This window comes from Arenibacter sp. F26102 (assembly GCF_023015865.1).
Classification (GTDB): domain Bacteria; phylum Bacteroidota; class Bacteroidia; order Flavobacteriales; family Flavobacteriaceae; genus Arenibacter.
In genome coordinates this window covers 206,401-220,427 of the sequence record NZ_JALKBC010000008.1, presented here as the reverse complement: position 1 = coordinate 220,427, position 14,027 = coordinate 206,401, and the positions used below count along the sequence as shown (strand labels likewise).

General features: G+C 41.9%; 4 protein-coding genes, 1 tRNA gene and 1 pseudogene. 3 read left to right on the top strand and 3 right to left on the bottom strand.

Going from position 1 to position 14,027, the window contains the following annotated elements; translation table 11 throughout:
• The first annotated feature begins 32 nt into the window (after positions 1 to 32).
• Positions 33 to 272: a GIY-YIG nuclease family protein gene (locus MWU78_RS13650; RefSeq protein WP_246998612.1), complete on the top strand. Its 240-nt coding sequence runs from the start codon at positions 33 to 35 to the stop codon at positions 270 to 272.
• Positions 263 to 340 (top strand) — tRNA-Pro (locus MWU78_RS13645). Before MWU78_RS13650 ends, MWU78_RS13645 begins: the two co-directional genes overlap by 10 nt.
• Before the next feature lie 239 nt (positions 341 to 579).
• Here the strand turns inward: MWU78_RS13645 and MWU78_RS22580 are convergent.
• Positions 580 to 767 (bottom strand): annotated as a pseudogene (locus MWU78_RS22580) (transposase); the annotation flags it as partial.
• Positions 768 to 833: 66 nt separating this feature from the next.
• The gene (locus tag MWU78_RS13635; protein ID WP_246998609.1) at positions 834 to 11,600 is read right to left on the bottom strand and encodes a T9SS type B sorting domain-containing protein; all 10,767 of its coding nucleotides are present in this window, start codon (positions 11,598 to 11,600) and stop codon (positions 834 to 836) included.
• Positions 11,601 to 12,252: 652 nt separating this feature from the next.
• On the opposite strand from MWU78_RS13635, the gene MWU78_RS13630 reads away from it, so the two are divergent.
• Complete coding sequence (locus tag MWU78_RS13630; RefSeq protein WP_246998607.1) at positions 12,253 to 12,609, top strand: hypothetical protein; 357 nt, start codon at positions 12,253 to 12,255, stop codon at positions 12,607 to 12,609.
• 191 nt (positions 12,610 to 12,800) lie between these two features.
• Here MWU78_RS13630 and MWU78_RS13625 read toward each other — a convergent pair whose 3' ends face one another.
• On the bottom strand, positions 12,801 to 13,952 hold the full coding sequence (locus MWU78_RS13625) for a permease (protein ID WP_246998605.1): 1,152 nt from the start codon (positions 13,950 to 13,952) through the stop codon (positions 12,801 to 12,803).
• Between the last annotated feature and the right edge of the window lie 75 nt (positions 13,953 to 14,027).

Here is a 14,027-nt window from a genome sequence, read left to right as displayed (position 1 = left end):
TTTGGGCGTGACCACCCCAAGAAAGATAGAATATGTTCGTTTATATTTTATATAGCGAGAAACGTTCACGGTATTACGTAGGTCAGACTACGGATACAATAAAAAGATTGAAAAGACATAACCTCGGGATTGTTCCTTCTACCAAGAGTGGAGCCCCTTGGAAATTAGTTTTGCAACTGGAAGTATTGTCCCGCTCGGAAGCCTTAATTTTAGAGCGGCGAATAAAGAAAAGGGGAGCAAAACGTTTTATAGATGACCATTTCGGGGTGTAGCGTAGCCCGGTTATCGCGCCGCGTTTGGGACGCGGAGGTCGCAGGTTCGAATCCTGCCACCCCGACCAAGAAAATCCGATCACTTATGTGATCGGATTTTTTGTTTTCCACTGCGTAGCACCGATAGGTGCTTAAGCAGTGGAAAACAAAAAAGACGGACAGGCGCTAGCCTGTGCCCGATTTTCATGAGCACCGACCCCACTACAGGTTCACCGAGCGCAGTGAGGTAATCCTGTATGGAGGTCTAATTTTATTTTATTGTCAGCACTGATAGGGGGTCAAGAACAATTTCTGGGTATTTGAATGTTTATGCAAATAATTGAGTTAATCTAAACAGGAAGAATTCTGTATTTCTAACACCTCTGAATTGTGCCCTAAAAGCTTTTATTTTTGCATTGAAGGATTCTGCCGATGCATTTGTACTCCTGTTTAAAAATAGTTCAGGATCGATCTATAATTGAGCGATATCGTATTTGCAATAGCATTGAATGCCCTAAAGCCTGTGTTCTGCTTAACGATACCATAATTTCCAAGTAGTTCAGAGGTGATTGCTCTACCTCTTTATCTATATAGGGTAAAGTTGCCTACGAATTCCCGGGAATCCTGATCTCCATTTAATTTAATAATATACCAATAATCGCCAACCGGAAGATTGGAATCCTGATACGCTCCTTCCCAGGGTGCTGTGTTTTGCAGCATACTGTAAATTTTCCTGCCGTATCTATCAAAGATCGATATGGTAATGTTAGGGAATATTTCGATATTTTTAGGCTTCCAAGTATCGTTTAATCCGTCCCCGTTTGGGGTAAAGAAATTGGAAATTTCGATATCGATAAATTCCACAAATATTTCATGGGTGACGCTACATCCAGTTTCGTCGAAAACCGTAATACTATAGGTGTCCGTTCTTTTTATAAAGAAAGTGTTGTCTTCCGTTACAGGTTCATCATTTATCTGATAGGTATAGTCCGGATTGCCACCCAATGCCTCTGCTTTGATCTCATTGATGTTTTCATTGGTCAATTGAAGGGTCAGTGGTTCAAAGTCTTCCACAACGACATCAAAAGTCCTAATACAACCATTGGCATGGGCAACATAGAGCGTATGGTCACCCGGTGTTAGGTTGGCAAAATCAGGATCCATTACCATATCATTCGGGTCAGTGGAATCTATGGCGTATAGTACATCCGGAACCACGGTTTGGTCCTCAAACTGGATCGACAGATAATTTGTGGGTATAATGCCATTACATTCGTAAACCACTTCAACAGAACCAGCTAGGTTGTATCCAGGTTCAATGGTAAAAACACTATTTGCCGTACAACCGTTGGCGTCTTTAATGAATATCACATAGGTGCCACTGGCCAAATCTCCATAGCTCATTATTCCTTCTGCAAAATCACTATCTGCATTGGAATTTATACTGGTGCTATATGGCGCCGTTCCGCCTTGAATATCAATAGTTACCAGACCATCCTCACTACCAAAACAAATCTCATCCTCAGTTGTTAGGGTTAATGATAGTTCTTCGGGCTCCTGTATGGTTATTTCAAGGATTTCAAAACATCCGTTGGCATCCTGTGCAATTATGGTATAATCTCCTGCAGCCAGATCAGTAAAGGTACTTTCATCATCAAACTTGTTAAGGTTGGGCGAAATGGCATATTGGTAGTCTTCGGTTCCTCCGGTTACCGATAAAACAATGCTGCCATCATCAGCGCCCATACAGCTTACATCGGTAATTTCAGTGGTTATTACAAGTGGGTCAGGTTCGGATATAACAATACTAGTTGAGATCCATTCGCAATCCCTACTGGTAATTCCAACATAATATGTACCCTGGGGCAAGCTTTCAAAATAACCCTCGGTATTGGTAGGTGCAGCAGATAGGGTCATGTCGCTATCGTAATACAGACCATAAATATAAGCTCCAAGTCCACCGGAAGCTTTCGCCGAGATTGATGCCGTGCTATCCCCATTACAATTAATAAAGGCTGCATTCAGATCCACTGCTGCGGTCAAAGGAGTAATATCGTTAATGGTAATGGCATTGGAAACTACTGGCGTACAACCATTGGCATCCTGAACATAGTATTGATATGGTGTGCTGTTCGGAGCCACGTCCAACACCTGGGTGTTACCGCCGGACATATTTGTAAACGGTCCCGTTTCGGAGGTACTCCATTGATATACATTTCCCGTAAAAGGGGTTCCTCCAGTTACGGATAGTGTTAATTGGGCCTCTACATCACAGGTCAGGGATCTGGACATTACCAGACTTCCTACTACCGGTTCTGGATCGTTAACCAATACTTCCGATGTGGTATAGGAACATCCTGCATCATCGGTGATATTGATGCTGTAGGTTCCTGAGTTCAAACCGCTAAATGTGGCCGAAGTCTGTGTAGTGGAGGTTGCCACTACTGTTCCGTTTTCTAGGGTATTAAGACTGTACAATACGGTACCGACACCACCCGAAGAAAGCGTTGCATAGATACTTCCGTCGGCATCGCCAATACAGTCCAAGGTCTGGGTAGCTGGATCAATATCCGCCACTAATGGATCTATAGTTTGTATGCTGCCGCTCAAGGTACTATTGGTACATCCTGCGGCATCGGTAATGGTAATGGTGTAATTTCCGTCGGATAAATTGGTGAACACATAACTGTATACAGCACTTTGGGTCAAGCCCAGTGATGGGATGGAAATGGTATAGGGAGCTATGCCGCCAGTAGGCTCCACGGATAATCTTCCTTGATCATTGGAACAGGAAGCGTTTCCAATTTCGGTTATATTGGCGTCCAAGGGGGTGTCGGCACCTCCAATGGTTACCATAGTTTCTTCGGTACAATATGGGAAATCGGTTTGTTCCACAATGATGCGATAGGAGCCCTTGGGCAAGTCTATGTTGCCGCTTAATGTTGCATTTCCACTACCATTCACGACATGGGTATCATCACTACTATCGGATAAAGTTCCATTGGCATCGTAAGCCGTCCAATTAAAATTACCCGTATATCCAGAGGTAATCTCTATATGGTTTTGACTGTAGTCACCAGCGCATACTATGGGGCTATCTTCAATGACATTGATATCAAAATCTTCAATTTCTTCCACCGTATGGGTTACGGTAATGGAACAACCGGTAACCGTATTGGTCACACTAAAGGCATGCATCCCTACTTGAAGCCCATTAAAAGTTCCAGTGTTGTTAGTATCGCCTGTGGCCAAATACTCAAAACTATAATCATGTCCAGTAGTGGATGAATTCGTCAGGGAACCATTGGCAGTAATGCTAATGGTCTCCCCGCTGTTGGCACATGAAATAGCATCGTCTATCACAATATTGGCATCCTGTAATTCATCGAAAGGACTTATGGTTACGGTAGTTGTTCCCATACAACCGGTATTGTCATATACATTTACGGTATAGATGCCTCCGGAATGGTCTGTAACAATTAATTTGTTGTTAGATCCGTCTTGTACCTCTGTACTGGATGGGTTTATGAACTGGTAACGTACATAGTTTCCGGTACCTCCTGTTAAGGAAGCTGAGGAGACCTCAATAGAGGCGTTATCCGGATTATTGCCAACCGCACAACCAAATTGTTCAATATCTGTAGCCGGAATAGTAACAATTATGGGTGTGGGTTCATCAATAGTGATTGTTGTAGAATCTGATGTACAACCATTGGTTCCAGTCGCCCTAACCAGATAATCGCCCGGAGCCAAGCCTTCAAAAGTTCTTGAAGCAGCAACATAGGTATAATCTCCAGATGGGATAGGGTTCCAAGCACTGTCAAAAAGCTCATAGGACAATGGCGATATTCCGGTGTCCGTTTGAGTCAATGCAATACTACCATCATTCGCACCATTACAACTAACATGTGTTGGTGAGGCCTCAAACACGGGTTCTATGCTTTCGGGAACCTCAACCGTAAATGTTCTTTCACAGGCAGCGTGATCACCAGTGGCATCCACATACACCTTAATTTCATAGGTTCCAGCCACTGTTGGATGGTATTCAATATAATCACCTCCCATTGATGTCTTAGCAACCTCCGTCGAAGCGGTAGTTAAATTCTCCACGGAATACTGATAGGTACCAGACCCTTGAAGTGCTTCAATTTCAATTGTCGCGTCTACGGAACTTGAACAATCGAGCAATTTGGTCAATTGTGCCTTTGCCTGCAGTGATGGGTGAACTGTAATAGATTGGGTTGTGGAACATCCGTTGCTGTCGATAATACCAACAGTATAGTTACCAGCAACAATGCCTTTAAATATACCTCCGTTGTCCAAGTAAGTGTTGCCGCCATCTATGGAGTAGAAAATATTCGCAGCAGCAAGGCTGGAAGCACTGATTGTTACCGTTGCTTGTGTCGAACAGTTATCATAAATAATGTTATCAATTGTCGGATTTGGAGACAAATCTAAATGTATTGATCCCAAATCCATAGGGCATCCATATTGGTCCTCCATGATAACCGCATAATTTCCCGAAGGTGAATTGGATGGAATCTCAATAGGGTTGTCCGAGGTATCTGTAATCATTGTAAACGAGCTAGGTCCGGTTATCGTATAGGTGTACAATCCACCTCCGCCAATAGGATTTTGCACTTCAATAAGTCCTGGATTATTACAACTTATATCTTGAAGTATATTTAATGTTCCATTCAATGGATCAAGTTCTTCCAATAACTCATTTTCTGAAGCACTGACGCAGCCAGATGATGCTCCATTCTTTTTAGTTATTTCTAGGTAATAATTTCCTGCTCCCAATAATTCAAACTCCAAGGTCTGTCCAGATGTGAAGGAAGTATTTCCGATACTTTGCTCAACTACCATTGGAGTACCTGATGAAATATCATAAAAAGACCATTCCATTTCTGACCCTGGTGAAACTACATTTTCAATTATTTCATAGGTTATACTTCCATTGTTACTTCCATTACAAGAAGGAACAATTGTCGAGGTAATACCTATAGGTTCGGTGATAAGGTCATTTACATTCACGTTACTTTGCCTTACGCATCCGTTTGTATCTCTCACATAGAAAACATACGTTCTACCAGGAATTAAATCTTCCCATCTATGCATACCTTCATTAGTGGGGACTGGGTTGCCTAAATTGTCCTCATTTCCGCCTAAAACCCATGTCGCTGTCAAAGGATCAAAGTTAGATGGGTCATCACTGTAAGCATATTCGTAAGGAGCAACGCCTTCGGAACCTTGCACTGTTACCTGTAGTTCAGAGCAATTTACCACAACTGCATCAATGGTGATATCTAAATCATCCAAGGGGTAAGGAATAATAAATGGAGGGAAATCTGTTTGGCACAAATTATTTCCAAAACCATCTACAGTTCTCATAGAAGGATAAACGGTTTCACCGGAATTATATCCAGTTAATTCATCCGATGTTCCAGGAACCGAGTTATCAGAAATCCAAGTAGTTCCTCCATCATCACTAAACTCTATTGTACCTAAAGTTGTAGGGTATCCTGAAAAACGAAAACCAAAATCATTCACATCCCCTGTACAGTTAGAAGGTGTAATACCTGTTATGGTCGCGGTCAATTCATCAGGATTATTTATAGTCTGATTATCAGTAATGGTACACCCTGTCGCATCAGTAATATTAATTGTATAATCCCCTGGTAATAAGTTATAATATGTTTTGCTCGTCGCCAATACGTTGGTATCTGTCTGATTGGAAGCTCCTCCATTATCTATATCAACTATTTGAACAGTATAAGGACTTATTCCTGTTGTGATATTGATGGAAATGTTACCATTTCCATCATGGCATTGAGGTGCCGTTGGAGTAGCTGTCATGGTTAATGGAGTAGCTGGATTTATGGTGAACGTTTCCATATACTCACAATATGGAATGCCAGCTGAGTTATCACGTACATATACATCATAATCGCCTTCATCTCCAGCAGCAACAGGAAATATATTTGTTGTTGAAAAATCACCTGCAGCAGGTGTGCTTCCGTTGGAAACAAAAGCATACACAAGTGTGCCATTACCTCCAGATGCCGTAACTTCTATAGATCCATCTGCACAAGTGCTAACATCTGTGGTGGTTATATTGACTACAAGTTGGGCATCAATGGTCACAATTTCCTCACCACCATCACATCCGTAGGAATCTTTTACATTAACGGTATAGGTTTGGTTTGACAAACCGGAAAAAGTAAAGGTGTTTCCTGTTGAGGGGGATGGTGCTTGCCATGGATTTCCACTTCCACCTATTTGGAAAAGATAGCCTCCATTGCCCGTATTGGCCGTAAGTGTAATAGTAGCATTGTTTCCGCCATCGTAGCAACTGGTAGCGGCAACACTATAGGTAAGTGCCTCCGGACCTTCCAGTACAACTGCGGCGCTTTTTTGTGTACATCCATTGATATCCCTCACTATGATCACGTAATTCCCAATGGTTAATCCGGTAAATGTATCGCCATTTGGGTTGGGAAAGGCGACAACCGTATTGCCCAAGTCATCTTCCAGGGCGTATTCGTAGGTTGGGGTTCCCCCATTGGCAGTTGCCTTTATGGTCCCGGTGGGATCACCGCAACTAAGTTCTTTTACAATACTACCTGATACCAGAATAGGATCCGGTTCCGAAATAAGCTGATCTAAGCTAGTCGTACAGCCGTTATCATCCGCTTTGCGCACCAAAATGCTTTGGGTTCCTGCTGTAAGTACGGTGGCGGTAGTTACCGGTGAGGTTGTAGAGGCAATCCAATTACTTCCACCATCATTGGAATACTCAAAACCTGCACTGGGGTCAAAGTTCTCTACTTCAAAGGAAATGCTTCCATCATTGGCGCCCTTACAGCTAATGTCGGTATAGCCAACAACATTGGCTTCAAAGCTTTCTCCTGCCTCAATTACCACGGGAATTTCCATTGTGCGGGGACAGGATTGAGGAATCTGTTCTACCTTAATATCATCTATAGCTACATCATTACCGCTATTTCCGAATTTTTTGGAAATAATGACAAAATCCAATTCGGTATAGGTGCCTGGATTCATTGGGAATTCGTAAACGTTCCAAATTTTATTCTTCGGGATATCGCTGGTTTGTACCTCACCCACAGCGGTTTCCGTTCCGGGAATACGCATCTGAACAAATAGATTTGGATCCAATTGACTACCACTCTTTAGCAGATTGATGGCTGCGAAGGATACTCTCATATCTTGATTTGGAGTAATATCCTGAATAGGTTTTTTATATATGACCTGTCCTGGAGATGGCGAGCCCACATTGATTACCAAGTAGCGGCCACTAGTATCGGTACCACCTGTGGTGTTGTCTTCAGGGATAAGCCAAGATCCATAAGGGGATACAATGGAACTTGTTACCGAGTATTCAAAATCATTGATGTAGGTATTGCTGCCCACTTGGTCTTCATACGTATAGCCATATACGTAATCACTATCCACTGTGGGTCCACTTCCGAAATCCTCGTGCAGTAGCACACTTGGATTAGGAGGATTGTTTTCCGTATATTCTGCAGTGACGGAATATGATCCTGGGGCTATACCGGTAAATTCTCCATCTGTGACCGAAATATTCGGTGTAGTGTCTATGGTATATACATAATTGTAAATGGTTTGATTTGTGGTAATGCTGATGTTTCCATTGCCGTCACAATCATAATCCAGATTTGCATCAAACACCGGAATTGGAGGTACCGGATCAATGGTAATGGGCAGGGATATTTCACATCCCCTAGCATCTTTGGCGATAAGGATATGGCTACCGGACGGTAATTGACTGGTTCTAACACTTGGATCCATGGGGTCGTCCGTAATGAACGTGCTTCCCCCATCAAAACTGAACTGATATGGTTGCGTACCACCTTCAACATTGGTAAAACGCACTTCGGAATATTCGTTAACATCACAGGTTCCCGTACTTGAAACACCGGCATTGGCCTTAAAGGTTTCCGGATCGTTCAACGTAAATATTACTTCTTCTTCACACCCATCGGCACTTTGCACCTTTATGGTATAGGTGCCTGAGGTAAGGTTTACAAATGTCGGGTCGCTCTGTTGGGTGGCCCAATCATCAATGGTAAAGGTATAGGGTGTTTGTCCTCCGGAAACATTCATGGTCACCTTTCCTGTGCCAGAACCTTCGCACTTCACCTCGGAGTCTATGGTCGGTGCCAAAACGGTAAGGCTTCCCAGATCCTCAATGGTTACCACATTGGATATGGACCAGCAGTTATTTCCATCAACCACAACAAAGCGATAGCTGCCTTCTTCCCCTGAAGGAAAATTAAAAACTCCGGGCGCTATGGTGTCGCGCTGAAACTCGGTGGTCGGAATATCGGAAATATCGGTATACGATGTTGAACCATCTTTTTCCCAAATGGCGTATAGGTAAGAGGGGTCCGGATATCCTTCAGATGCACTCAAAGTGATGGTGCCGTCCGTACAAGTAATTTGTTTCGTAGTTACCGCAGTAACTTCGGGGTCCGGGATTTCTTCTACGGTAACAGTTTTAGCAACCTCACAATTATCGTCAGTTTTTACCACCACTACATAATCTCCGGCATTCAAGCCGCTAAAAGTATAATCACTGGTTGTTTGTGCCGGTTCATTGTCAATTAGTGTACCTGGGTTACCTGAACCATCATCGGTATAAAGTTCGTAATGGTAATTTGCCCTTCCCTGGCCAACTTGAATACGAACACTGCCTTTGTCCGTACAATTGACGGCCTTGGTGGTCAGGTTTAGCGTAAGTTCTTTTCTGCTGATTCCGATATCTTCCGTACTGAATACGCAAGTATCCTCAAGGGGAATACCACTGCCATCCAATTGGGTAAACTCCACACGATAGGTACCAACTGTGCTTATAGTGAAGTTGGGGCCATTTCCGGCAGAATAAGGAACCAGTACGGTTTCTGTAGTAGTGTCTACCAATTGGTAGCCATAACCTGAGCCGACTCCGGAAATCCTTATAAACCCATCTGTGGAACAGTAAATATCTTGGCTGTCGGATTCAAAGTCCAGGTTGTTCTTGTACACATCAAAATAAAACCTGCTGCTACATCCCCCGGAGTAGGTAAGGACCAAACGGAACCTACCTTCCTCGTTGGCGGTATAACTGTTGCCACTGGCCACCTGGTTCCAAGTACAAGCTATCTGGTTGGTAGCACAATCGGAATTTGTTATTGAACAACTGGTCTCATCCAGCTTTTCCCATGCAATACTGGCCGCATCGGTTATATTAAGGATTAGCTCTTGGGTATCATTTACACCACAGAGGAATATTTTAGGAAGTTCGGATCCGTCATTGGAACATTGAACGATTTCTCCTTGTATGTCATTGGTTGGGTCACTGTCTCCGTTTAAAGTATTGAAGTATGTGATGATAGGGTTGACCTGGGTATTGCCAAACCGGGTCACTTCCATAGACTCAATTGCTTCACCACAGCTTGCTGATTCTTTGCGAACCAGGTAGAATCCCGTTTCCTGAACCACCACGGTGGATGGATCTAAATCTGGGTCATTATCGTCATAAACCGTGTCCGAACCATCTATTACTCGGTTTTCATTTAAATCTTTATACCACGTATATGTTTGATAACCGGACCCCGCAGTAATCTCTGCATTATCCCCGCATATTTGGATTTCGCTTTTAAACACACAGTCCGTAAGGTCATCCAATAAAAAGTTGGTTACACCAGGGGTTAGAAATCCGCAACTACTTACGTTGGACACACTGGGGTCGTTGGTAATTGTATTGCCACTTGTTTCACCTTCGTAGGTGGAAAAGGCAATATTATCTATTGTGGAACTACAGGCAGCTACAAAATCGTTACAATTGTTGGAGACCTTTACCCGGATACGTATCTCATAGGTATTGCTCCCTTCGGTAACAAGGTTATCAGGTACATCGAATGTCAATTCTGTTGGGTCGGTTCCCGAGGTTGTCCAAGTGGTACCCAGCGCATTGTCAAGATCTACGCTTTCCAACTCAACATTATTGGGTAGAACATCCCTAATAGTTAAATTCTGGGCATCATCGTTGCCCCGGTTCCAAAAACGAAGAACGTATTCTAAAGACTGGCCTAGATTAACACCAGCACCTGTAATGTCGTTTTCGGCCAGGTCTTCCACTTTTTTCTCAACTATGATCTCTGGGTCAATGATTTCTACAGAAACTGTAGTCAAGAAGAGGATTACCCCTTCGCTTGAGGTACTTATCTTTATTTCTCCACTGTCGTGGTCATTTGGAAGAACGTTGTTACTTGGGTTGGGCAACTCTAAAAGATCGGCGTCCCACCCCAAGGTATTGCGGCTTGCAGGTGTACGGGTGTCTACCCAACTGCCTAAATTACTTATGGTACTGTTGAAAACATTGTTGCTTGGATTTATACCATCGCTCAAATAAGTCCAGCTGTCCGTGGTGTTGGCCCTAAATGCCATACTTGGCCCGGTACTTCTATCACCATCCATGGTACTGGCACCTAAAATTGCATTAACCGGTAGGGGAGAAGGTACTGTTTTAAAACCACTAAAGTCGAATTCGACAGATTTGTACGTACTTCCCATGGCAGCGTAGCCATCAAAGGTTGATATATACTTACTTGTTGAATTCAGGTTTTCATAAATGACCACCATGGTCCAACCCGCACTAACATTTTTTTCGTTGGTCGAGGCTACAATATTGGCCACGGTATACTCACCATTAGGGTCGCTTAATCCAGACATCAGATGGGTCACATTGGCGTAATTGAGATAAGAGGTCATATTGACCCCGCTTAAATAATCCACGTCAACGACCCCAGGGTCCGTGATACCATCCCCATCAAGGTCCCCATCCTTATCATAAATTTGTTCGTATTCAAATAAGGAGCTGCTACTTGGTCCAATATCCACATATGACCCACCGGGAATCTTGAATTTTACCGATTTGTGTTGGCCGTCCCTATTGGTATCCCTATATATTCCACCCCAATACAAACCTGCATATATCACCGCCGAACAGGAAGGTGCGTTTAGTTCTGCACTACTGGAGCTAAATGTACTAGAATCCCCATCAATATCAATATAGTCCATATAGACATCCTGGTTACTGGAATTACCACTATAGTCAGAATTTGGGTTACTTCTAATACTAACAATATTGTTGGCAACATAAACAAGGTCCCCTTTAACTTTAATGTTGTCCTCTGGTAAACGAGGTTCAAAGGGAACTGAAAGCTGCGCATACGAAATGGATATGGTACACAGGAATAGTAATAAGGTTAATATAGCTATAAGATTGTACTTTAGAGACTTAGGGTGTTTAGTTAATGGCATTTTAGTGTCAATTCAGGTAGTTATGTATGGTGCAACCAAATGTATTTAACACCTGTTAATTGTTAAAAAGAATGTTGTGAATATGGTAAGTTTTGTGGTGTAACTTTTTGTAGACGATGTTGTAGTCTTCCCAAAAAATAGGACGGTATAAAGGGAGGAGGTCAGAGACCAGTAACTAAAAATAAATTATAATACATGAGATAGAAATAAGGCTAGCTTAAACTATGGACCTTTCAGTCCATAGTAGCTGATTTTTTATGGATCGAATAACATTAACTTTAAGTATTTCTTAGAAATACAAGTTATTACTTAGGGAATTGAAGGAAACCAATTGCCATTTCGTTAAGTGTACCGTAAATATTGAAAGAGGCTAACTGCCTATAAAAACAACATTTTGAATGGTGTATAGCTGACAGAGGATGTTCTTCATGAGGTTTTTGCCAAAATCTGAATCAGGAGGGATGTGTTGGGTTCCATACCGCTCAAGGCCAAAAAAGCTAACGAATCGTTAGCTTTTTGCCTGTATTTTGCATATTCGTATTTTGTAATGTTAAAATTTATTAAATCTACAATATACACAGCCTATATTGCGATATATTTAATAAGTTTGAATAGTAATAGTAAAAAAACAAATTAAAATAATCCTAAAAATATGAAAAAGTCAGTATTTATCTTAATGGCTGCAATGTTATTGAACGTGGTTCAAGTATTCGCCAGCGATCCACAAAAAGGCGAGGCAAAACCGGCGAAAGCGGTTACGACCCAGATTTTCCAATTGTTGAGCGATAATGTTATTCCCGATGAGATTCGTGGCGCAACAGCCGAGGTACGCGTTGCATTGGATAATGGGGATTATTTACGGGTTCTGAGTGTTAAAACAGAAAACGAAGCGTTGGAGACCTATATTCGCAACAGTATAGATTTTCAGAAAGTTTCCAAAGGAACTTTCGAGCAGGGAGTTATATATCGTATTCCATTGGAAGTAAGTAAAAAGGGAAGTATCCTCTAAGCTGATCCAATCAAATAATAATAACAAAAGGCCCCTGAAATAAATTCAGGGGCCTTTTGATTTTTGCGGAGAACTATAATTCTTTTTTGAAAGCTACAACTACCATGGGTCGAGTCTTATTTAACAATTTTATCGACACTGCATAGCGCTATAATACAGCTATAAGGTGGCTTGTGACCTTTAATTGAGTATTAATGATTTTCCGATGAATGTGCATTGGTATTTATTCCAAAAAAAGTATTGTAATTAACAACTTCCTCGGATTTATTACTCCTTTTCAATTTCGTGATCAAATAAGGAATGTAGGTTACAGCCATCATAATAATTCCTGTAACCACTAGAACCACTGGGTTCACGAAAAATTCGCTGAAAGAAAAAATACTAATGATCAAAATGGTGGAAAACGGCATGGAGCAAGCCAAAATATTAACAGCAAAGTTAATATCGAATGTGGGCTTTTTCTGTTCGTCCTTATCCTCCAAGGTGCTTACGGCACTCATGTGGGCAAACGGCCAAAAGCTGCATGCACTCTGTGGGAATACCACAATAAATAAAATCATTGGGGCGGCCAAGGCTGGGAACAAGGAAATAAAAATAGCCGATAGCAAAAAAGTGATACCAGCGCGCCTCATTAAAAGTGAAAAGATGAATCCAAATTCCCTAAATTTTATTCGTACCGCCATACCAATAAAAAGGAGTACCAAAGGTGTCATGATTAAGCTCATTTTAACTATGGTATTCTCCAAGAACTCAGGAAAAGAATTAAGGGTTAGTCCTAACCCCAATAACACCATGGCTATTATTATAACCAGGTTAATAGGTTCATTCAGCATTGAAAGAAACAGGCCTTTTAACTTGCTTGATGTAGTTGCAACCAAATCTTTGACTGCCCTGGCATGATACCAGTGCATCCCCAACATATACAATAGAATAAGGACAAAGATTTTATTCCCAACGTCTGCCAATGCGGCCAGAGCCAAATATTCGTCGCCCAAGTAGACTATGATAAATGGAAAACAGGAGAGTCCAGGAGCCAAAGAGGGGAGGAGCATTGTTAATGTTCTTTTTTTTGCTCCTTCATTTTTAGGTAGCGACGATGCCAATAGATACTTAGTGGCTATAGCCATTATAAAATTAAACACTAAAGCCATTAGGGGAAAGATCAATAATGACCCTTTGAGCTCTATTTTTAATAGGGCTACAAAGATTGTAGCAGGCAATGCAACACTCAGTATCAAAGTTTTTATCCCCTTTAGGTCTTCCTTAGCTACCTTTTTTTGTAGCAATAGACCCAAACCTATGATCAGTAGGAGTTCTAAGGTTTTTTGTAAAGCATAATTCATATTATATGTTCTTAATAATTCACTATTCCGTTTGGATTTTTCGGTAATAAGGAACCCAACAAAAGTTGGATCAAA